This is a genomic window from Ferruginibacter sp., assembly GCF_028288465.1.
Lineage (GTDB): Bacteria > Bacteroidota > Bacteroidia > Chitinophagales > Chitinophagaceae > Ferruginibacter.
Map to the genome: position 1 here is coordinate 36,747 of NZ_JAQBNR010000042.1, position 24,145 is coordinate 60,891.

14 protein-coding genes are annotated in these 24,145 nt (G+C 43.5%); 6 read left to right on the top strand and 8 right to left on the bottom strand.

The genetic code is table 11. The features are described 5' to 3' along the window. Nucleotides 1–53 precede the first annotated feature (53 nt). Both JWR61_RS16290 and JWR61_RS16295 read left to right on the top strand, forming a co-directional pair. Nucleotides 54–1,094, top strand: a complete 1,041-nt coding sequence (locus tag JWR61_RS16290) for a sensor histidine kinase (protein WP_301928812.1) — start codon at nt 54–56, stop codon at nt 1,092–1,094. Between the two features lies 1 nt (nt 1,095). Further along, nucleotides 1,096–1,812 (top strand): LytTR family DNA-binding domain-containing protein, encoded by a 717-nt coding sequence (locus JWR61_RS16295; RefSeq protein WP_301928813.1) that lies wholly within the window; start codon nt 1,096–1,098, stop codon nt 1,810–1,812. A gap of 316 nt (nt 1,813–2,128) precedes the next feature. Here JWR61_RS16295 and JWR61_RS16300 read toward each other — a convergent pair whose 3' ends face one another. Beyond that, nucleotides 2,129–2,446: a DUF3175 domain-containing protein gene (locus JWR61_RS16300; RefSeq protein WP_301928814.1), complete on the bottom strand. Its 318-nt coding sequence runs from the start codon at nt 2,444–2,446 to the stop codon at nt 2,129–2,131. Nucleotides 2,447–2,895: 449 nt separating this feature from the next. On the opposite strand from JWR61_RS16300, the gene JWR61_RS16305 reads away from it, so the two are divergent. Together JWR61_RS16305 and JWR61_RS16310 are read left to right on the top strand one after the other, a co-directional pair. Continuing rightward, the gene (locus JWR61_RS16305; protein WP_301928815.1) at nt 2,896–3,429 is read left to right on the top strand and encodes a nitroreductase family protein; all 534 of its coding nucleotides are present in this window, start codon (nt 2,896–2,898) and stop codon (nt 3,427–3,429) included. 594 nt (nt 3,430–4,023) lie between these two features. Then, nucleotides 4,024–6,321: a cation:proton antiporter gene (locus JWR61_RS16310; protein ID WP_301928816.1), complete on the top strand. Its 2,298-nt coding sequence runs from the start codon at nt 4,024–4,026 to the stop codon at nt 6,319–6,321. Between the two features lie 336 nt (nt 6,322–6,657). On the opposite strand, the gene JWR61_RS16315 is transcribed toward JWR61_RS16310, so the two are convergent. Both JWR61_RS16315 and JWR61_RS16320 read right to left on the bottom strand, forming a co-directional pair. Further along, a complete protein-coding gene (locus JWR61_RS16315) occupies nt 6,658–7,089 on the bottom strand; it encodes a response regulator (protein WP_301928817.1) in 432 nt (143 codons plus the stop codon). Between the two features lie 12 nt (nt 7,090–7,101). Then, entirely contained in the window at nt 7,102–11,214 is a 4,113-nt protein-coding gene (locus JWR61_RS16320; protein ID WP_301928818.1) for a PAS domain S-box protein, read from the bottom strand. A 224-nt stretch (nt 11,215–11,438) separates the two neighbouring features. Here JWR61_RS16320 and JWR61_RS16325 point away from each other — a divergent pair, with 224 nt between their 5' ends. Continuing rightward, a complete protein-coding gene (locus tag JWR61_RS16325; protein WP_301928819.1) occupies nt 11,439–13,004 on the top strand; it encodes a M81 family metallopeptidase in 1,566 nt (521 codons plus the stop codon). 147 nt (nt 13,005–13,151) lie between these two features. On the opposite strand, the gene JWR61_RS16330 is transcribed toward JWR61_RS16325, so the two are convergent. The 3 genes from JWR61_RS16330 to JWR61_RS16340 form a co-directional block, all read right to left on the bottom strand. Beyond that, nucleotides 13,152–13,922 (bottom strand): ABC transporter permease, encoded by a 771-nt coding sequence (locus JWR61_RS16330; RefSeq protein ID WP_301928820.1) that lies wholly within the window; start codon nt 13,920–13,922, stop codon nt 13,152–13,154. 12 nt (nt 13,923–13,934) lie between these two features. Then, the gene (locus tag JWR61_RS16335) at nt 13,935–14,717 is read right to left on the bottom strand and encodes an ABC transporter ATP-binding protein (protein WP_301928821.1); all 783 of its coding nucleotides are present in this window, start codon (nt 14,715–14,717) and stop codon (nt 13,935–13,937) included. Between the two features lie 173 nt (nt 14,718–14,890). Continuing rightward, nucleotides 14,891–17,788: an OmpA family protein gene (locus tag JWR61_RS16340; RefSeq protein WP_301928822.1), complete on the bottom strand. Its 2,898-nt coding sequence runs from the start codon at nt 17,786–17,788 to the stop codon at nt 14,891–14,893. Nucleotides 17,789–18,071: 283 nt separating this feature from the next. Between JWR61_RS16340 and JWR61_RS16345 the strand changes: the two genes are divergently transcribed. Continuing rightward, nucleotides 18,072–18,800, top strand: coding sequence for a DNA-formamidopyrimidine glycosylase family protein (locus JWR61_RS16345; RefSeq protein WP_301928823.1), 729 nt, complete (start codon nt 18,072–18,074; stop codon nt 18,798–18,800). Nucleotides 18,801–19,360: 560 nt separating this feature from the next. Here JWR61_RS16345 and JWR61_RS16350 read toward each other — a convergent pair. Both JWR61_RS16350 and JWR61_RS16355 read right to left on the bottom strand, forming a co-directional pair. Then, nucleotides 19,361–21,334, bottom strand: coding sequence for a M1 family metallopeptidase (locus tag JWR61_RS16350; RefSeq protein ID WP_301928824.1), 1,974 nt, complete (start codon nt 21,332–21,334; stop codon nt 19,361–19,363). 345 nt (nt 21,335–21,679) lie between these two features. Further along, nucleotides 21,680–22,660, bottom strand: a complete 981-nt coding sequence (locus JWR61_RS16355; RefSeq protein ID WP_301928825.1) for a hypothetical protein — start codon at nt 22,658–22,660, stop codon at nt 21,680–21,682. Between the last annotated feature and the right edge of the window lie 1,485 nt (nt 22,661–24,145).

A 24,145-nucleotide genomic window follows, 5' to 3' on the forward strand; every position in this document is an offset into this window, starting at 1 on the left:
GCCTTACCGTGGTGCATATTTACAATATCCATCAACAGGTAAACAGTAAAAAAATGAGCGAAATTAATCATACAACACAGGATGTTTTTTATGGCAGAAAGCTTTATATTCTTTTAGCGGTCATCGCTTCTGTTCCACTTTTTTTGGCCATTGAATCATATGTAAAAGCAATTGGTGTACATGAAGATGAAGCCGTATCAACCGCGGCCACCATGTGTTTTATTGCGGGTGTATTTGCCGGCCGCTACCTGGCTCAGATATGGACACATCAATTAAAATCAGCGCCCAATGGCGTTATCATTTTGCTGGTAACTATAATAGTGGCTTGTGTTGGCTGGCTTTTTTTTCATGCCGATTTTCCGTTGCAGGGAAGGGTAGCTATTAACTTAATATTGTTCTGGTTGCCCTTTGCCATTTGCAGCCTGGCCGTGGGTATGCTGATAAAAATCGTAAGGGCTTATACGCAAAACCGGTTAAGGGAAGCGCAGGCGGCGGCGGCGCAGAATAAGAGTGAACTGCATTTACTGCAATCGCAACTGAGTCCGCATTTTTTATTTAATACACTCAACAACATGTATGGTCTTTCGCTTACCGAACATGAAAAAATTCCTCCGCTGCTGTTGAAATTATCTGACCTGTTGCGGTACACGGTATACGAGGCCAATGAAGTATTTGTACCCCTGAAAGATGAATTGAATTACATCAGCAATTATATTGCGTTCGAGCAGATAAGGCTTGGTGACCGGTTGGTTTTAAACATGGATATAGAGTCCGTTACAAGTGCCGATATAAAGATAGCCCCGATGTTGCTGATTGTGTTTATAGAGAATGCATTTAAACATTCCCGCAATTCCGCAGCGCAGCAAATATTTATTACCATCAGTCTCAAATTATGGGGAAATTTGATTTTGTTTTCTGTAAAGAATTCGCAAAGCAGTGCGAAAGAAGACCGCCCGCAAATGGACAAGCACAGCGGCTTTGGCCTTGCCAGTGTAACAAAACGACTGGACCTTTTATACCCTGGTGAACACCAGCTAACGGTAGACAATGCCAATGAATTATATACGGTTATGCTACAGTTAAAAAAGAAATAAGATGAATCAAATTAATTGTTTGGTTGTAGATGATGAACCGATCGCAAGAAGAATTATTGAAACCTATTGCGGCCACCTGCCATACCTGTCGGTTGTTACATCCTGCGGTACCGCCCTTGAAGCAAAGCATGTTTTACAACAACAAAAAATTGACATTTTATTTTTAGATATCAACATGCCCGTACTGGATGGCATCTCTTTTTTAAAAACATTGAAGGTACAGCCGCAGGTAATCTTCACTACCGCCTATAAAGAATATGCGCTGGATGCATTTGACCTGGCAGCCTGCGATTATTTGCTAAAGCCCTTTTCGCTGGAGCGGTTTATCATCGCCGTTGATAAGGCGGTAGAAAAATTACAACCGCAATCACTCACCGCTTCTGAACCTGTTGACACAAAATCGGATGATTATATTTTTATCAAAACCGATGGGAAGATTTTTAAGATTCAGTTCAATGATTTACTGTATGCTGAAGCCAGTGGCAACTATACCAAAATAGTCACCACCCAACAGGTATTGCTGCCAACCATGACGTTTTCAAATTTTGAAGAACAGCTTCCGCACAACCTTTTTCTACGGGTACATCGCTCCTTCATTATCAACAAATCTAAAATAAGCCATGTGGAAGGCAACCGGGTGTTTATCAATAAAACTGAAATACCGATCGGTATAAATTATAAAGAAGCGTTTTTAAAAGAGTTGGGATTTTCTTCCTGATGCGACTTAATAATTACAATGAGTTGAACGAATATTTTTCCGGAAAATAAGTCATACAAAAAAAACCTTCTCTCGAAGGTTTTGCAATGGATAATGGTTTCAGTTTAAACAGGATTGGAATTGGTTTCATTGGGTATCGGGTTTCATTGGATAATGTAAAGTTGCAACTATAATTTAAAAAGATTTGTAGTAATAGAGATTAATACGCTGTAGCAATATCCCTTTTATCCATCCGCTGAATTTCGACAGATACATTTTTTACCGAAACAACATGCTTGTAAATTAACCGCTAGTCCGAAAAGAATTTGCCCTGCATTTATTTTTGTTCCGGCTTTTTAAACGCCTTTCGCAATTCGTCTTTTGCCTGTTCCAGTATTTCTTTTCTTGCTTCGGGTAAATTTTTACCAGCACGGTTAATATAAAAATTGAGCATCGACATGGCAGATTGAAATGGCGTACCCTTGCGGCGGTGGCTATGTGTAGCAGACCGTTTTAAGGATGCCGCAATTTTTTCCGGATCAGTTCCGGCGAACACGCCATTGTCTAAATCCAATGCATTGCTATGCTCTGTTACCCCGACAGACCATTTTCTGGTTTTGCCTTTTGCAGTTGCTTTTTTCTTAGTCGTTGCCATAATTAAACAAGATTTAATTTCTTAAAAAAGTCTTTATCATTATTTAGTGAATGTCGCCAACCTTAACGATGACAAAAAAGAATAAATAGTGAATGGCTCCATCTTCTTCAACTGCCATAAATATTGTACCGTTTATTTACCCGGCTGAGATAGCTTTTCCACTAATTTTTATCAGGGTGAATTTCAGCAGCACTAATATGATTCCTTCCTTCTCACAAAAATTATAAAAAAAGAATTTCACTTCAGCTTTTGGCTGTTTGTTTGCTGCAACCATTACAGACGATCGTATGATAAGCGGTATTTATTTTCCTGCAAATAAAGATTGCTAACCTTATCATAAAAATGTTCTTGACTACTATCAGCACCAGCTCTAATAGCCGTCATTGATCATTACCTGCCGGGTGTCTACTTTTAAAAAATATTGGAAATAAAATTTAAAAATTTAGTATATGGAAACTATAACCGCCAAAGATGCCATTACAGTAATCATGGAAAGAAAAAGCGTACGTAGCTACACTGGTGAACCGGTAAGCAAAGAAGATATCGACATCATCCTTCGGGCAGCCATGGCTGCACCGGCGGCCATACATTTACTTCCATGGAAATTTATTGTGGTAACGAACAGGTCGACATTGGAAACACTGGCCGAAGGCTTGCCCTTTGCACGGATGATTAGCAATGCAGGTACCGCGATCGTTGTGTGTGCTGTACCGGAAGAAGCAGCCATGAACAGCGAAGCCTTTGCCATCCTGGATTGTACCTGTGCCAGCGAAAATATTTTACTGGCAGCTGAATCGCTGGGCCTGGGCGCTGTATGGACAGCCACTTACCCCGATAAAGAACTCATGGCTTTTGTAAGAATAACATTGGGTATTCCCTCCAACGTTATTCCGCTGAATGTAATTCCGATCGGCTATCCACGGGGCGAAGAAGATGCCCAGGATAAATTTGATCCCAGGAACGTTCACTGGCAAAAATGGTGAGCAAAAAAACGGCAGCACAGTTTATCAGCGACTGCGGGCCATTCTGCAGGCAAGCGTGTGCAACATAAACAGCAAAGGCTTCAATTTATCAAAGGGATATTTATAAGCATCGCAACGCCGGAATGTACGCTTTACTGGTGACTGTAATTGCGGAAGCAATAAATCACCGGGTTAAGATTGTTAGGATTTCACAACGGCTGTTTGCGTGAATAAACACAAATAAAAAAACCTTCTCACCGAAGGTTTTTTCATAGATAATGTTTCAGGTTTTGTTAGGATTGGCTGGTCTCAGCAGGTATCGGATTTCAGTACATTTGCTGCTGTAAATATCCACCCTTTTTAAAAGAAAATTGTAGTGAATAAAGTAAACAGGGTGTAGAAAAATGCCTACTCTTCAGCAACGGGCACACATGACATATTCATAATTATTATTCAGAGGAATAATAAACAGCTCCAGTGAAGAGAATTTTTGAAAAGCTGTAACCTTCCTGCAGCCATTCGGTTTTACCTGCTGTCCATTATTTTGGCAGGCACTTACATTATTTCTTTATTAAGCAGCAAGGATGGCTTATAATTTGTTAAGACTGCAACAAGATGAAGCGATTTAAAAACAGTTTTTTTTACCTGGCCGTAATCGGTGGCTTCTCTGTGCTGATTTATTGCATACTCCGCTGGGGTATTCAATTGCAGCAGGGCAGGGCCATCGCTGTGCCTGAAGGTGGTAAAAATAAATGGCAGGATTTTATCAACTCCCTGGTGAGTAACCTGGAGCATCCCCTGGCATTGCTTTTGGCGCAAATCATCACCATCATACTCGTGGCCCGTTTGTTTGGATGGATATGTAAAAAAATCGGCCAGCCTTCCGTAATTGGTGAAATTGTAGCGGGTATTGTACTTGGCCCTTCACTGGCAGGTTTACTTTTCCCGGGCTTCAGTGCCTTTCTTTTCCCGCCGCAGTCGCTCGGCAACCTGCAGTTCCTGAGCCAGATTGGCCTGATACTTTTTATGTTTATCATTGGCATGGAACTGGACCTGAAAGTGCTGAAAAATAAAGCCCATGAAGCGGTGGTAATCAGTCATGCCAGTATTATTTTTCCTTTTGCGCTGGGTATCGGCCTGGCTTATTTTATCTACAATCATTTTGCTCCCGCAGGCATCAACTTCGCTTCGTTTGCCTTGTTTACAGGCATCTCCATGAGCATTACGGCCTTCCCGGTGCTGGCCCGTATTATACAGGAAAGGGGCATTCATAAAACAAGACTGGGCACCATTGTAATTACCTGTGCCGCCGCGGATGACATTACCGCATGGTGTATACTGGCAGCGGTAATTGCCATTGTAAAAGCCGGCTCATTTGTAAGTGCCTTATACACCATTGCACTGGCCGTGTTGTATGTATTGCTGATGATAAAAATAGTACGGCCTTTTTTAAAACGTGTGGGTGATCTCTATGTAACCAAAAAGAACATGAGCAAGGGCATTGTGGCGATATTTTTTATCACACTGATCATCTCTTCCTATGCCACCGAAGTGATCGGTATACATGCCTTGTTCGGGGCCTTTATGGCGGGTGCTATTATGCCCGATAATGCCCGGTTCAGAAATATTTTTATTGAGAAGATAGAAGATATTGCACTGGTTTTGCTGCTGCCTTTATTCTTTGTTTTCACCGGTTTACGTACGCAGATTGGCTTACTGAATGATGTGTATTTATGGAAAGTTACCGGCATGATTATACTGGTGGCGGTAACCGGTAAATTCATTGGAAGCGCTGTAGCTGCAAAGGTGGTAGGGCAAAGCTGGAAAGACAGTTTGGTGATTGGCGCCCTGATGAATACCCGCGGCCTGATGGAACTGGTGGTACTGAACATTGGGTATGACCTGGGGGTATTGAAACCTGAACTTTTCGCCATGATGGTGATTATGGCTTTGGTGACTACATTTATGACCGGTCCTGCATTGGATTTGATTGCCTGGGCCTTCCGTTCCAACAACAGGGCAAATAAAACAAATGCACTAACCGATGACCAGTACAATATTTTAGTATCTTTCGGCAACCCGGAACGTGGCAGATCTTTATTGCGGCTGGCCAATGACCTGGTAAAAAATACAGCCAAATCAGCCATCACCGCCATGCACCTGTCACAGGTGAATGATCTTCATTTGTACAATATTGATGCATATGAAAAAGAGAGTTTTGCACCTGTAATTGAAGAGTCGGCAAACCTGCAACAAAAAATCACTACCTTATTTAAAGCTTCCGCCAATATCAATGCGGAGATTGCAGAAGTGGCCAATAAGGGCAATTATGATTTGCTGCTGATTGGCGTTGGGCAGTCCATTTATGAAGGCAGCCTCCTCGGGAAAATTTTAGGCTTCACTACCCGTATCATTAACCCCGAGCGCTTAATGGACCAGGTAGCCGGCAGGGAAAGTCTTTTTGAAGACTCGCCTTTTGATGAACATACAAGACTGATATTATCCAAAAGCAATATCCCCGTGGGTGTGCTGATTGATAAAGGATTTCAGCAGGCTGACATTGTATTTGTTCCTGCTTTGTCTGAAAAAGATGGCTGGCTGGCTGAATACATTGAAAAGCTGGTACACAATGCCGGCTCCATTATTACCGTTGCTGACGGATACCAGGTTTTGCAAAAAATAAGAGTATTGGCCATCGCAGGCGAAGAAGCTGAAGATACCATCAACGATGATATTCAATTTGTAAATGAACAACTGGTGGACAGCACCTTTTTGCATCAGCAAAGCCTGATGGTAATCAGCGAAGAAAGCTGGCGAAAACTAATTGAATCAAAAAGCGACTGGCTGGCGAATATTCCTTCAACACTCATACTCTCTTCAGGCGTCAGGCAGGGCACAAGGTGGTTAGGCTAATGGTGTATTCATTTTACCTTATATCAAATAGTGTTTCACCGTTTTATAAAAATGAAAAAACCTTCGCGAAGGAAGGCTTTTCATAGACATTTTTTTTAGTTTAAACAGGACTGGATTGGATCGGTTTTGGTTTTTGTTCGGTAGGAATTGGATATTTGTTTGATGATGTAAAGATGCAACCCTTTTTTAAAACAATTTGTAGTGATTAAAATAGATATCCTGTAGCAAAAATTCTACCTGTATTTACCTCTCTTAATCGTACCGTTTCTATTAAATATTTTTACAGCAAGCCGAAACGTCAGACAGGAAGGGCCCACATTTTATATGAAAGAACATTTATCTTTTACCCGGCAGCTTTACAATGTTAATCCAGAAGTCTTCTACTTTTTCAATAGCGGTGATAAACTCCTTTACTTCCACCGGCTTGGTAATATAACAGTTGGCATATTTCCGGTAGGAGTCAACGATGTCTTTCTCAGAACTGGAAGTGGTAAGCATAATAACCGGTATCTGCTTCAGCGTGTCAGATGTTTTAATGATCTCCAGTACTTCCAGCCCGTTTTTTTTCGGAAGATTCACATCCAGTAAAATTAAATCAGGCGCCATCGCATCCATGTAAATACCGGTACGATTTAAAAAATGAACGGCCGCATCTCCGTCTTTTACCACGCTTATGTGGTTGCAGATGCGGCCTTCCTCAAGGGCTTCTGTTGTTAATACGATATCTCCTTCATTGTCTTCTACCAACAGGATGTGAATCGATTTCATATGGTTTTGATTTTAAGTTTTAGGTAAGGTAAAATAAAAAGTGCTTCCCTTGCCTTCAGCTGATTCCACCCAAATTTGACCACCCATTTTTTCTATAATTTTTTTTGTAACTGCCAGGCCTATACCGGTACCCGAATATTCATCTTTATTATGCAGGCGCTGAAAAATAATAAATATTTTGTCGAAATAGGCTTTTTCAATACCAATTCCATTATCTGCAACCATAAATTGCCAGTGCGTGCCCGCATCTTTTGAACCGATGGTAATTTCAGGCGTATTACCTTCCCGCTGGTATTTCAGTCCGTTGCTTATAAGGTTTTGGAAAACCTGCCGCAAAGGCGTCTTTTGTATTTTTAAAACAGGCAGATTTCCTTTTTTTATCCGGGCTTTTTTTTCTTGAATCGCTTCCTGTTGCAGCGAAATTATTTCATCCATCAATACATTTAAATCAGTCTCCTCCCAATCTTCGTTACCTTTTCCCACCAGCGAAAAGTCCAGCAGGTCAAGGATAATCTGGCGCATCCGTTTGGCACCGTTTACCGCAAAGCCAATATACTGCCTGGCTTTGCCGTCGAGCGCATCGCTGTATTTCAACTCCAGCTTGGTAAGAAAACTGGTTACCATACGCAGGGGTTCCTGTAAATCGTGCGAAGCAACATAGGCATACTGTTCCAGCTCTTTGTTGGAAACAGCCAGTTCGCTGGTTTGCTTTTGCAGGCTTTCGTTTAACCTATTCAACTGAATTTCGTGCTGCTTGCGTTCGGTGATGTTTTTAAAATATACAGACAATCCGTTGGGAGCCGGGTAGGCGATTACCTCATACCAGACGGCGCTTCCTTCTACAAACGTTTCAAAACGCTGCACCCTGTTTTCACTGACTGCAAGGTGATAATACATATAAGCAGGCGTGTTTATCGCCTCCGGAAAAACTTCCCAGATATTCCTTCCAATAACATCACAGACCGGTTTATTTAATTTCTTTTCAGCAGTTTTGTTCCAAAAAGTAATCAACCAATTTTTATCGAGTGTAAAAAAAGCATCGTCAATACTTTCTAATATGCTGGCTTTTTCCGCCAGTACATTCATTACGGCAAGCTCTGCTTTTTTACGGGCATCGATATCCTGGAAAGTACCAAATAGAAATACACAACGGCCATTGCTCATTTCTGCCTGCCCAATACCGCGTATCCAGCGTTCATTTCCCTTAGCAGTTATTATCTGCAATTCCTCATCCCATGATATCCCTTGTTCAATGGCCTGCTGTATAACGGAGGTAATTTTCTCCCTGTTAAATCCTGCTTTGTAAAAATTAATTCCATTTTCCATGGTCGGGATAAAATCATCATCCACTTCATGAATTACCCTGGTAATTTTAGAAAAAAACACGGTATTACTTGCCATGTCTACTTCCCAACTACCGATCCGGGCCAGCGTATTAGCTCTTTCCAGGTTTTCTTCCAGTGATTTTTTGTCTGTAATGTCTTTGGCCACAGCAAACACATGGCCGTCGGGCGAAGGAGTAGAACTCCATGAAAGCCATTTTATTTTGCCTGCTTTTGTAATAAACCGGTTTTCAAACTGCAGGGTGGTGTTACCATTTATCAATTTTGATGTAGCCGATATAGTTCCATCCCTGTCTGCAGGATACACCAGTTGTATAAAAGGTATGGTAAGCAACTCCTGCTGCGTATACCCCAGCAATTCGCTGGCCGCCCGGTTTATTTTTGTAAAGTAACCTTCCTTATTGCCGATGCAAATAATATCCGGGGCAAAATTAAATACCTGGTTCAGCTCCTCTTCCAACTGCTTTCGTTTAATCTCAGACCCCAGGTGCGGCCCTATTTTTTCAAAAAGCTGGGTAAACTGATTATCCCACAGATTCTCCTTGCCAACACCAATTAACAGTACGCCGATAACTTCATTTTTATGTGTTAACGGAAAAGCATGTACCGATTGTAGCCCGGCTTTTGCTGCCGCTTCGCTTCGTGTAAACTGTCCGTGTGTCGCGGGGTTTTTCCAGTGTTGTGGCGTTCCCTGCATCCAGGTTACGCCGGGCAAACCCTCTCCTTTTAAAAAAGTCTTTATCCCGCCATTGGCTTCATAAAATAGTACGGCTTCGCTGGTTTGTGAAAAACAGGCCGCAAGATTGATCGCTATTTTTTCGGGATCTGCAAGCCAGATTTCGGCCATCACAAACGGACCAAATTCTACTATTTTATTGAGTACTTTATCCAGTTTTTCCTTTAGCAGCGCCCTTTCTAAAAAAGCCTGGCTTACTTCCGCAGACAGTTGTTTTTGAAGCTCTTCATTTTTGATTGCTGTTACATCTCTTTCAATGGCTATCCAGTGGGTAAACCAACCGGTTTCATCAGCTACCGGTTTTAATGAAAAATTGATCCAGAAAGTATCTCCATTTTTTTTGTAATTGATGGTGGTAATTTCGCAGGGCTGCCAGTTACGGATGGCATCACTTAATTTTTTCAATTGGGTTTTGTCTGACCTCGGCCCCTGCAATATCCTGGGCGATTTGCCTATCACCTCTTCTGCTGTATACCCGGTCATCTGTGTAAAGGCTGTATTTACATATACAATCCTGGGGCCCGGTTCATCAAAGGGCTCCGCCTCAGTTATTAACACAGCATCACTTGCGCTGTCAATAAAGAGTTCAAGTAATTTCAACCGGTTCTCTTCTTTTTTTCTTTTGGTAATATCCTGCATGGCTCCTACCATCCTGGTGGCTTTACCACTTTCATCTCTTATAACAAACCCCCTGTCTGCAACATAAGCATAGCTATTGTCCGCTTTCAAAAACCGGTATTCATCTATCCATTTATCTGCTCGCCCATCTATAGCTTCTGCAAGGTGCTTAAGCACGCGATCCCGGTCCTCTGCATGCAGCCGGCTGCTCCAAAAGTTACCGTTGATCAGCTCCTGCGCTTCATATCCAAATAGTTTTTGCATGCCAGCTCCCCAATACATGGTATCTGCTGTAATATTCCAGTCCCAGATGGTATCAGAAGTGGCTTTTGTCACAAATTCAAAACGCTGGTGGCTCTCTTCCAACTCTCTTTCTTTTCGTTTGCGCTCCGTAATATCCCTGATAAAAACTGAAATACCATTGGCCGAAGGGTAGACATGATTTTCCTGCCAAAGATCAAGCGGGGCATAATAATCCTGGTTGTACAGGTATTTTTTTTCCGCCATCACCTGGTGAAAAAGATTCCAGGTAGCGGAACCAATTGCGCCGGGAAAAACTTCCCACACATTTTTGCCAATGAGTGATATTGGCTCATGATTTATTAACTCACCCGCCACCTTATTGATGTATGTGTAACGCCAGTTATTATCCAGTGAAATAAATCCGTCATCAATGCGCTGCAGAATTTCTTCCATACTATTTTTTTCAGTTAGCAGATCATTGGTTCTTTCCAGTACCCGTTGCTCCAGTTCCCGGTTTAGATTAGCCAGTTTATCGGCGGCTTGTTTTTTCTCAACAAGGTCAATACTTACTTTGCGTATAAAAAATACCAACAGCAACAAAACAAAAATGATGACCAACAACAAAATCCTGTTGAGTTGAACCATCTGCCTTTCGTTTTTCTGCCGTCTTTGCTCAAGCAACTCATTTTCTGTACTTTGAATTTTTGCAACAAACAATCTCACTTTATCCATCAGTTCTTTCCCTCTTCCCGAACCTATAAGTGCCAATGCGGCATTCATGCCCTTTGAATCATACATGGCTATCATACGGTCGGAAAATGCCAGCCGCTCATGTATATATGCAGTTAAAGTATCGGTCCTGGCCAGTTGGATTGAGTTACCCCTGACGAGCGTTTTCAACTTTTCAAGTTCCGCAGGAAGTTTCTGTTTAGATAAAGTCAGGGGCTCCAGAAAAGCCTTTTGCCCGGTGGCGGTATAGCCTCTTGCCCCTGTTTCATTATCCAGCATTAAAGTAAGCAGATTGCCTGATTGAATCAATATATCCTGGGTATGTGACACCATTTGCGTAGTGTCTTTCAACTTGTTTGATCCGTTAATGGAAGCGATAATAACTATTCCTATTATAATTAACAGCAAGCCTATCGATACTATAAGCAGTATGCCGGAAGATAATTTTTTTCTCAAAAGGTAGATGATTTAAGGAGCAAAGACTTTGTAATTTAATACTTTATTTTAGTTAACCACTTCATCAGTTAGTCAGTCAAATCAAAAAGTAACAGGCGAATGCAACTAATAGTTCATCCGGGATGTATCTTGTATGGCAGGCTTCACTTAATTTGCTTGCTCCAGTTATCCTGAATTAGAGCTATTTTCTTTTTTCAGGCTATTAACCTAACTAAATTTAATGTATGAAGTATAAAATAACCTCGTTTGTTTTTTTGCTGTTAATGACAGCCAGCACAAAGGCTCAGCGATCTCCCAAAAAGAATTTACCGCGTATTGCTATTGCAGGCATTGCTATAGAATCCAGCACCTTCTCACCAGCCCATACAGATGAAGCCGCATTTCATGCACAATATGGAAAAGATCTTTTAAAGGTGTATCCATTCTTATCAACCGATTCACCCATGCTTCAAAGAGCCGTCTGGATACCGACCCTTGGCGGACACGCATTGCCCGGTGGCGCCGTAACCCGCAAAGCGTATGAGTCATTGGTAAATAAAACACTGGATTCGCTGAAGAAACATTTGCCGTATGACGGACTTTTTTTTGACATCCATGGTGCAATGAGCGTAACCGGACTGGATGATCCGGAAGGCGATTTTATTGTACGGATCAGGAAAGTTGTCGGTACCAAAACCATTATTTCTACGTCGATGGATTTGCATGGCAATGTATCCTGGCGGCTGGCGGCCAATTCGGATTTAATTACCTGCTATCGAATGGCGCCGCATGAAGATGCGATGCAAACCAAACAACGGGCAGTAGAAAATTTATTGCAAAGAATTGAAAGCGGAAAAGGAAAGCCGAAGTACAAAGCATATGTTTCTATCCCCATTTTATTACCCGGCGAAAAAACAAGTACCCGGATAGAGCCAGGCAAAACGATTTATGCTGCCGTTGCACCAGCTTCGGTACAGCCGGGCGTTGTGGATGCGGCCATCTGGATTGGCTACGCCTGGGCAGATGAACCCCGCAACCATGCAGTAGTAATGGTAACGGGAGATGATGCAATAGCCGTAAAAAGGGAAGCCACACAACTGGCAAAACGTTTTTGGGATTTAAGAAACGATTTTGTTTTTGTAGCGCCAACTGGTACACTGGAAGAAGCTTTAACGAAAGCATTGGCAAGCAAAGTACATCCGTATTTTATCAGCGACTCCGGTGACAATCCTACCGCTGGTGGGGCAGGTGATGTAACCTGGACAATCACAGAGATATTAAAAAATCCGGCCTTTGCCAAACCCGACGGACCATCCTTAATTTATGCGTCCATCCCAGGCCCGGAGTTGGTTAAGAAAGCAATTGCTGCTGGTGTTGGCAACGCGGTGGATGGTTATGCAGGCGCCGCCGTGGATGCCAGGTTTGCGCCACCGGTGCATTTAACAGGCACCGTAGAATCTATCGAATATGGCGATAAAGATGCAGAAGTGGAAGTGGTAGTAAAAGTGGGCAGCGTGCATGTGATCGTAACACAAAAACGCAAGCCCTATCATAAGGAAATTGATTTTACCCGCCTGGGATTGCAACCACGCAAAGCCGACATCGTTGTGGTAAAAATAGGTTACCTGGAACCGGAATTATTTGCCATGCGGGCAGACTGGCTGCTTGCACTAACACCCGGTGGTGTGGACCAAAACTTAGAGCGATTACCGTTTAAAAGAATTCAGCGGCCCATGTTCCCTTTTGATAAAAACATGAAGATGCCGGATCTTTCTGCCAGGCTGGTGCCATTATCGGGCAGGTTGAAGTAGATCAGGCAAACGCTATTTTATTCAAACAGGCAAGGGGTCTTAGTTATCCAAATGAACATCAGCAGCATTCAGGCTGTGCTTTTGTTGACCTTTACGTGCTGTCAGTATTCTTTCGCAGTAACTGTTTAAGTTCTCATTTATCCTCCCTTACCTGCTACTACTCCACTTAAACTTTTTAATGCCAACAGCGGCAAATACAATAGCATAGCCGATGGTGAGCAACAACGAAATAGTGGTATCACTGCTCCAGGTGGCGGGTTCAAGACCGGTGGATACAATGTGGCGCACCACGCCATAAGGGGACCATTTTACTATCTTGCCAATTTGGTCGCCCAGCATACCTATATCGCCAGCGTTTCCCAGTTCGCCAAACATACCCACCATGATAAAAACAAAATACACCAGCCGGGTTGCGGCGTTCACTGATTCCGGATTTTTGATGAGGCCGACAATGGCCTGGCCGAGGCCAAGGTACAATGCACCACCTGCAATGGACATCAGCAGTGCTACAGCATATCCCGTTAAACTCATGCTTATGCCATCTGCATAATAGCCGGCAATAAATACTGCCATGGTGACCAGTAGAATCATGGCCAGTTGTACCAGCAAGCGGCTGATCATAATATTGCGGGCCGATACCGGCGCTACCCGCAGGCGTTGAAAAATCCCCTTGTCGCGGTCACGGGCAATGGCATTGGAATAGCCCATCAGGCCAATGGCGTTTAGGCCAATGGTGATACAGTTGGACAACACAAAAGCACCGCCCAGTTTATCCACCAGTCCTTTCCAGGAAATAAGGATGATCACCGGAACGAGTAGCAGCAACACTACCGAACGGCGGTTGCGCCACTGAGCTGTAAAGTCTGCGGTAAGCAGCGACTTCAGCGCATTTAAATCAGAAGGTATAATGGTTTGCATGTGTAGTTTTATTTAAGAGCGTACAGCCGTTCCCGTCAGGCCGATAAAAACATCTTCCAGTGTTATTTTTCCGCGGCGGCTGGCAGCAATTACTTCGGGATCGTCGCGGTGTTTGGTGATGAGTGCTTCTGGTGTATCAATGGCTATCACTTTACCATGATCGATGATGGCAATGCGGTCGCACACGGCTTCGGCCTCTTCCATAGAATGGGTGGTAAGCAGTATCGCATGCCCCTTCGCTTTTAAGCCTTCCATGCGCACCCACAACTGGCGACGGCTTTGCGGATCAAGCCCGGTGGTAGGCTCATCCAGCAGCACAATCTGCGGCTCATGTATCATGGCAATTACCAGCGATACCCGCTGCTGCTGACCGCCGGACAACTGGCCAAACCTTTTCTTACTGGCATCGCCCAACTGAATGTTGTTGAGGATATCCTGCATTCGTTCCTTGCTCAAATCAACGGCATGTAAACTGGCGTACAACCGTATAATTTCTGCCACCGTAAGTTCCGGTTGAAAGTTGGTAGACTGCAATTGCACGCCCATATTGGCCCGGGCATGCAGTGGCTTTTCCCTGTTATTAAAACCAGCCACAGTGATGGTGCCGGAGTCAGGAATGATGAGCCCTTCAATAGAACTAAGGGTACTGGTTTTGCCGGCACCATTGGGGCCCAGTAAACCAAAAATTTCACCCGGCGTTACACTAAAAGAAACATCCTGCACTGCCTGGAACTTGCCATAAAAAACATTGAGCTGATCAACCTGTAAAATAGGAGCTGATGGAGTTGTTTGCATTGAACCTTTTATGTTAAAGGTTACTAAGTTAGCGGATTTATGATGCGGCGTTTATAAATTGTTGTTAACGGTAAAATGTGTTTAGCAAGGGCGGCTTAAAAAAAGTAGAGCCCGGTATTCCCATTGGCACTTTTAAAAAAAAGTCTATTGCCGTACTTAACTACTGCAGGAAATTATTTATTAATAATCTTTATAACCACCCTTCTGTTCTGGCTGCTGGCTGATTTAGAACTGCCCATTACAGCGGGGTCCAGAAAAGATACAGCGGAGGTTACGAGACTCGATGGTGGTACGCCTCTATCGATAAGATAAGCCGCTACATGTTGCGCCCGCTTTAAAGAAAGAGCTTTATTCACTTCGGGCGAACCGGATTTATCCGTATGGCCGGTAATGGCTGCCTGCAGGTTGGGTTGCTTTATTAAAATACCAGCAATATAATCCAGCCGGCTATGATAAACAGGTTGCACATCAGCCTTGCCAAGCCCAAACAAAATAATATCTGCAGGCATGGCTGTATAATCAAAGGCAGGTTCTTTTGCAACCGGCTCTTTTGCAATTGGTGTAACAACGGGTGCAGGCGCAACTACCGGGTTTAAAATTTCTTTTTTTGCAAGCGTAAGCGTATCCCTGATGCGGATGGTATCTTTTACATACACCGTGTCTCTTATAACACTTGCCGGTGCAGCCACCAGCTGTTGTGTTTTGGAGGCTGGAATTACAACCGGCAAAACAGTATTGCCATTTCTGTACTCCCGGTCGCTTGAATTAACGGATCGCTGCAACCGGCGGATATCGCCTTTCAATGAAGCTGATTCATCCATGTAGCGTCGCAATAAATCATCCTGCTGGCGTAATTGCCGGCGGCGGTAGTCCCGCTCATCTGCAGCAATTGCTGACTGTTGCTGCAATTGCTTTTCGTTGTTCAGGGCCAGCTGATCGCTTAACCTTGTGTCAGCAATAACTTCCCTCCCAGGGTTGTTGGCCAATCTTTTTTTTTTGAGCAGGCTATCCAAAATCAGTAAACTATCTGCACTTCGTTTGCCAGCGGCATAGTCTGTTTTCATCAACTGTACAGCTGAATCCATTGCTCTTTTGTTGGCCAGTGCCTGGCTATCCAACTGGTTCATTAATTTTTTATTGGCAGGATTATATCCGTGCAAACTATCTGTTCTCTTAATACTATCCATTTGTATTTGCAACAGCTGCATGTCTTTGATCAAACTATCCAGCTGTTGCTTTTTTAATTGCAGACTGTCTGTTTGCAATCTTTTAATGCTGTCTGCTATGCGTTTGTTCTGCTGTTGCATGACACTGTCTCTACGCCAGTCGATGCGGTTATTGGATAGCAAAGTATCGGCCACCAATGTTTGTGCAGCCGGATTATTTACAGCACCCGGCAGACTGTTATAATAGTAATTATTATTTACAATGATGATGTTCCCCTTCACATTCGGCAGGTCATAAATTTTGCCCTTGTTGTAATCAATCAGCAGGCGGCTGGTGTCATTTTTTTGTACAAACACCGTGTCCCTGTTTTGATAATATACTGGTGTTTGCGCAACAGTATCTGTACTGTGTTTACGGGCGAATATTTTTTGAAAATAAGTACTGGCTTTATTCGGTTTACCATAAGTGATCCCCACTTTCAACCCGATAAAGATATCTGCTGAACTCAGGTTTTTATTAAATGCCATCGTACCCAGGTTGCTGCTGCCGACAAAGAGCGGGCCCGCACGCAGCGTGGCTCCCAGCGTGTTCTGCCGGTAACTGGTGGAAGCATTTTTTTCTGTAATGGTATATGGAAAATATACGCCGAAGTGCCTGCTTTCCCACCTTGGTGTAATGGTGTAAAACCCATAATTATCAAAACGGCTGCCTGCGCTGCTGCCCAGTTTAACCGGGTGATATAGCATGGCATTCAGGTATAATCCTTTAACAAATTTAATGTCGAGCTGTACACTCAATGCAGCCGGCAAATACACGTTATAAGTACGGGGATCATTGGCGTTGGCATTTACCCTTGCGGCCAACGCTGTATCAAATGCCTTAATCGTTTTGTAATGCGCATTGGCAATACTCCAGTTGGCAACATTGGCGCTGAATGAATTTACATTGTCCGGTTTATCAAACTTAAACATACCGGCATCCAGTAAAGAAACCCCCAGTTTAAAAATATATTTGTTTACATCCCTGCGTTCTGCCTCATAAGATTTTTCATCATCATTGCGGATGTATTTAAACTTGTCCAGGTTGCCCCTGTACTCATACACCAGCCCCGCATCAAAACCAAATGAAGTCGCATCCGGCCGGAAACTTTTGTCAAACACCATATCAAAATCCGCATTCTTATTGTGGTTATAATTGAAGTTGCTGGTATTGAAATTAATGGAACTGTCATTGTTTACACTGATCCTGAAATCGTTGGTGCTCATATTCAACGAAGCAACACCTGCCAGGTACTTAGCAGTAAACGCCGCCTTTATAAAATGCTTGTTGGAGGAATACAATACACGGCCATACGTCAACCCAACCTCTACCCAATTGAGTGACTGGATGGCAATACCCGATGCGTCAATGGGGGTATTGTTTAATGGCGGATAATAAAAACCGTTGTAAGCCATGTTGGCAAGATCTCCCGAAATGCCCCTGCCCTGGATCTTTGACCTTGATTGTATGTTCAATGCAATGGCCGACTTCTTGCCAAGCGTGGCCATAAAACTCAGCGGCACCTGTGTTCTGTTATTGATATTGAAAAACACTTTTTCACCGGCAGATAAATTTCTTACCGATAAATAATTGGCTTTAAAAGACTGGTAGTCGGAGAAATTATTTTTATTGAATTTAAGGATGGCGCTTCTGTCGACCAGGAAATAATTGTTGCTATAATTGACACCGGAAGAAATGAGGTTGATATCAAATTTGTAGCGGCTGTCAACGATGCTGGCGGGTTGAAGCATTACACCTGTAACACCGGCATAATTGCCTGTATTAATGCCAGAAAAACTCTGTGCCCAAAGAGATGAAAATGAGCCTATCAATAAGGTTGTAAGACTAAGTAATTTTTTTGTCATGCAGTTGTTTTTAAAAAGATATTCTTACAACTGTAATTACGATTACTATGCCATTACCAAATGCCACTCCTGCATTCACTCATGGCTGTTCTTATTTTGTTTAAGGGAAAATTTATACCCGATACGAGCGTATTCTCCACCTGTTATAGCTTTCAATAACGGGTGCCATAGTTATGCATTCAGATGTAGTTTATCCACTTTTGTTATTAAGACAGGTCTCAAATTTGCATCAATATCAGCAGCAAACAACTGCTTTTACAATTACGTTATTAAACAATCAACTATGCCCGAAGGCCCGTCTATCTTGCATTTAAAAAACCAGTTACAACCTTTCAAAGGCAAGCTCGTAAAGCATGCCGGAGGCTATGGCCCAATGCCCACCGCCTGGATCAATGGCAAGAAATTACTCAATATAAAAACCTGGGGCAAACACCTGTTGCTGGTGTTCAGCAATGGTACGGTAAGGGTGCACCTGGGTTTGTTTGGCGATATCCTCGTCAACGAACGCAAAAAAGTAAACCGGTCTTTTTATCTTGAATTTGCCAAAGGCGAAATCAATGGCTATGTGGTTAAGGCTACCAAACTGGAGCAACCGCTGGAAGCAATATACGACTGGCGCACAGACATATTAAGCCCGCATTTTGATAAAGCATGGGTAAAAACATTGCTGAAAAAACAAGCCGCCAAAACCATCGATGATGTACTGATGGACCAGGCAATTTTTACCGGCGTGGGCAACAAAATCAGGAACGAAGCCCTGTACCGGGCTGCCATTCATCCGCTGAGCATAGCAGGCAAAATACCGGCGGCAAAAATTACCAAACTCATCAACGAAGTGGTGAACTACGCCCATATATTTTACAAACAATTGGAATCAACCGGTGTCAATGATTTCTTCCAGGTGTACCAGCAAAACTATGCAGCCGATGGCAGCGAAGTAACGATGAAGGTATTGCCGAAAACGAAACGAAAAATATTCTTCAGTGAACACCGGCAGCATTTGTACGGGTAACAATTTCAACTGCCGGTACATCAATATTTAAAGCAATAACAATCACCCACACGCTCACATTTCACCACTCACTAATCAATGTAGTTTACCCAGGAAAATTTCGATCCGGGAAAAGGTGGTTGACCTTGTTCAAAAACCGATAGCTATAAAAAGGTCGACCACCTTATTTCGCTAAGTAAAAGACATTCACTCACCATTCACTATCGCCCGTATACAATTTAATAAAGCCATTAAAATTTATATCGATAGCAATGCTTTGCAAAAAAGCATGAAGTTTACAAGTTATGTTTCGAATTTAAAACAGTAACTGGATAAGCTGCCTCTTTTGGTTCGGTCCCGCCTCAGGCGGGATTCAAAAAAATGCGCAGCATATTTTTTTGAAAGAAGCAAAAGCAGCAGCGTTCCAGTTACGCAGCCCGCCGGCTGAGGGGGCGAAATCAACAAATTGAAAAGCAGTAACGAATGTAAAAGGATCCTTCAGTTTATCAAATTAGTTGCCCAAGTAAACGACATGATTCACCATTGCCCATTCACAGTTCACCATTCACCATTCACAAAACTCACTTCTTCCCCCAAACATCATTCCCCCGCTCCACATCCGGCAACACATGCTCCGGGTCCAGCACAACCTTATCAATCTTACTTGCAGATGCATATTTAAAAGTCCACGTGCCACCGCGTTGCCATACTTCTACCGGTAAGGTGATGGTACTGGTTTTACCATTGCTTTCCGTTACTTGTACAATCGCAGGTAAAATCATCCGGCCTTTATTCACGATGGTAATCAGGGCGCCTTTGCTGGCATCATTGTCTACGTATTGCACATCCGCAATGGCCTGGTCAAAAGTCCAGGTGGTGAAGAACCATTCCTTCCAGAACCAGTTTAAATCTTCACCGGCGGCGCTGTTGATGGCATGAAAAAAGTCGTAGGGTGTGGGATGTTTATAGGCCCATGTTTCCGTGTATTTTCTAAAGGCATAATCAAAACGTTCCTTGCCAATCACCACGTCCCGCAAAAGCTTGAGGCCAACCGCTGTTTTGCTGTAGTACTGGTAATGCTGACCATAATCCATCGCTTCACTCACTGTCATCATCGGGTCTTTCAGCTTTGGTAATTCGGTTTGGTCCAGCCAGGCGAAATGCCTTTTACTAAACAGCGCCGGGTCGTGCGCATACTCGCCGTTGTTAAAAATGTCGTTCGCATAATAATTAATGTACGAGTTAAAACCTTCATCCTGCCACATGTATTTGCGTTCGTTGTTGCCCACTACCATCGGGTACCAGTTGTGCCCAATCTCATGCGCAATCACAAACCAAAGCGCCGCCTTCTTTTCCAGGTAATCATTAAAAATCATGCCCGGGTATTCCATGCCCGTGATGTTGCAACCCATGTCTACCGCCACATTCCAGGGATACTCAAAAAAGTTTTTCGAATAAATTTCCATGCTGTATTTTAAATATTCGGTGGCCCTGCTCCAGGCCGTATCGCCAATGCTTTCCACCGGGTAAGCCGACATCGCCATCACTTTTCTGCCCGAAGGAACATTCACTCTCGCCGCATCCCATACCAATGCTGTCGATGCAGCCCAGGCCACATCCCTTGTGTTCTTCATGGTAAAATGCCAGGTAAGGTTGCCGCTGTTAGTCGGGCGCATGTTGGGTTTGCCCACTTCGCCCGGTTCTATAATGGCCACTGTTTTATCAGAAGTGGCGGCCTTTGCCAGCCGTTGAATTTCAGTAGGCGTTAATACCTGCGCCGCATTTTGCAGGTCGCCACTGCCATATACAATCATGCCCGCAGGCGCCGTAATGTAATAATCAAAATTGCCGTACTCGCAGTAAAACTCGCCCAGGCCCATGTAAGGCAGCGTGTTCCAGCCTTCCACATCATCGTACACACACATGCGGGGATACCACTGTGCGATGGTATACACGATGCCATTCTTTGTGTACACCCGGCCCATCCTGTCTGCCCCATACGCCGGTATATTAAACCGGTAATTTATTTTTATTGACACCTTGTCGCCCTTTGGCAACAGGCTGCTGTTTAGCCGAACCTGCATCCGCGTATCCGAAATTACGGGTTGTACTTTGTACGTTTTACCACCGTAGGTTACGCTCACATCAGCAATATTGTAACCGCCTTTATCAACGCCCAGTATCCCGACCACATCGCCGCTGGTGGGTGTGGCTGCCGTACCTCTTGAAGCCGCGTTGAACAAATTCTGATCCAGTTGCAGCCATACATAATCCAATTTATCCGGACTGTTGTTGGTGTATTGAATCAGCACATCGCCGGTAACGCTGGTATCCTTTTCGCTCAGCGTGGCGTGAATGGTATAGCTGGCGCTGTTTTGCCAGTACTGCGGGCCCGGACTTCCATTGGCCGAACGGTATGCATTGCCGGCAGGCGGGTTGAAGCCCTGTAAAAAGAAGTCGTGCGGATTGTAGGCCGAGCCATTGTCGGTAGCGCTTTGCGCCATTGCAAACACGGAGCTGCATAATAAACCGGCAGCAATAAATAATTTTCTCATCAGTAAATGTTTAAGGGAAGTTGTGTAACGATTGACCGCAATAAAGTTATTGAAGTTTACCCATTGAATTCAAAAAAGGAAAAGGCATGTTACCAGCAGCAATTTTTCATGGCGTCATCGTTGTGTCACTCTCTTGTGCGGTATAACGTTGGGGGGACTTTTATTGAAGCGGAGTTGATGCGTGAAAATACCTTTGAGAGACACTCACTGGTGGGCCGGGAAGTTCTGCAGCTTTTTTAAATTATAAGTGTACTTCGCTTATGCAGAGACTCACCTTGGAAATAAATCATTTTTCCATAGGTACGAATAAAAATAAGGTATAGAACTGCGCTTAATGAACATTACCTAATAAACAAAGTCAGCTAATTGTCTTCCCCAGATTATATCACTAATATTTAATTTGCCGCCCGATACCTTAGATGGCTTGCTGCAAATATTAGTTTCGAAGGATTTTGCATTATCCTCTGCACGTATATACTTAAAAATAAAGCAATCGTCAGCTTGAAGATACTGATCTACTGCATGTGGCATTATTACAATGTTTACAGCATCTCCGTACACCATAGGACTTGGGTATATAATACCGTTCACGAGGTCTGTCGTGCTTGTCTCATAGTAATGGCGAATCGCACAAAATAGCGCAGTATTTATCATGTAATGCTGATCACACAATTTTCGTTCGGAGGCTAACTTGGATATATAATACCAAAACCGAATGATTGCTTTAAATGATTCCTGTGGTAAATTATTTTTTAGATTTTGGATATGAGCCATCACAATTCCGTTAAGTCCTGGGTGCAGGTTTAGAACACGAGGCTCAAAACATAGATTCATTACAGAAAATGGCCTTTTTACCAAAAACTTGCAAAAGTGATAATATAGCACATCATTTCTATTTCCATCGCTTATAAGTTCTTTGAATGATTCGATCGAAACTGCGGCGATAAATTTTTCTTGTTTATCTGAGGGCAATGTCCCATAAAATACTGCTTCAGTAGGCCTGTTAAATCTTCCTGGCCCAATACGGTCTGGGCATTTAGAGTTATATGAAATGTCTGCTTCGTCGCTAAATACTTCAAACTCCTTACTAGGCCGAGATCTGAGAATAAAATTTACATCAGTCGATATCATTGGTAAAGGCAGTACCGAAATTAATTGATACCAAATATTAACTACGTCATTAAAATGCTCTTCAGTTATTGGTAACAGGAAATATCTTTCAATTTCAGTTGCTGCATGTCCAAATTCAAGTATCTGTTTGGAGGAATAATTGAACTTGCTAAAATCTATCTCTTTGTCTAAGTTTAAGCCCATTTTAATTGCCATATTCAAAGGTAAATTACTTCTTCCGCAACGAATCTATCGACCAGAAATTCCCAGTCGAATCTCTTTTCCGCTCCAAGTCTTCGCCCAGAAATTTCTCAGGCGAGTCTCTGCACAAATTGCTGAAGTACGCAACCCGTATTAGTTGCAGGACTCGCCGACTAACAGCGTGAAGTACACGCATTACACGATGACCGTCCCGAACAATTTGAAAGTGCCTTCCTTATAGGTCGGCGAGTCCTGCGGCTTATAAAAAATTGTAAGGCGTCATGACCAGCGCAGAGACTCGCCTTCGAAGTTTTCGCATTGCAAATTGGCAGCCAGCGATTTGACAACTTCGCTATTTCACCAGTTTATTCACGGTGTTTATTTTCTTCCGCTCTGAGTCTCCAGCCCAGAAATTTCCAAGGCGAGTCTCTGCACAAGTTGCTGAAGTCCGCAACCAGCATCAGTTGCAGGACTTGCCGACTAACAGTGTGAAGTACACGCATTACACGATGACCGTCCAGAACAATTTGAAAGTGCCTTCCTGATAGGTCGGCGAGTCCTGCGGCTTTTAAAAAATTGCAAGGCGTCATGATCAGCGCAGAGACTCGCCTTCGAAGTTTTCGAATTGTAGAACTGGCGTCAGCTATTTGACAACTTCGCTATGTCATTCGTTTTTTCCCGGTGCTTATTTCTTGCCCGCAACGAATCTCCCGCCCAGAAATTTCCAAGGCGAGTCTCTGCACAAGTTGCTGGAGTCCGCAATCAGCATCAGTTGCAGGACTCGCCGACTAACAGTGTGAAGTATTTGCATTACGTGATCACCGTCCAGAAACAAGTTGACAGTGCCTTCCTTATAGGTTGGCGAGTCCTGCGGCTTGTAAAAATTGTAAGGCATCATGACCAGTACAGAGACTCGCCTTCGAAGTGTTCGATTTGCAGACTGGCAGCCAGCGATTTTACAACATGACTACACATTCAGGTATTTATTATTGATCTACACTAATCGTTCGTTATCTGAAACAAAATTTTCTTCCGCTCTGAGTCTCCAGCCCCGAAATTTCCAAGGCGAGTCTCTGCACAAGTTGCTGAAGTCCGCAACCAGCAATAGTTGCAGGACTCGCCGACAAACAGCGTGAAGTCTACGCATTACACGATGACCGTCCAGAACAATTTGAAAGTGCCTTCCTGATAGGTCGGCGAGTCCTGCGGCTTTTAAAAAATTGTAAGGCTTCATGCCCAGCGCAGAGACTCGCCTTCGAAGTGTTCGATTTGCAGATTGGCAGCCAGCGATTTTACAACATGACTTCTTCCGCTCTGAGTCTCCAGCCCCGAAATTTCCAAGGCGAGTCTCTGCACAAGTTGCTGAAGTCCGCAACCAGCATCAGTTGCAGGACTCACTGACTAACAGTGTGAAGTACACGCATTACACGATGACCGTCCAGAACAATTTGAAAGTGCCTTCCTGATAGGTCGGCGAGTCCTGCGGCTTTTAAAAAATTG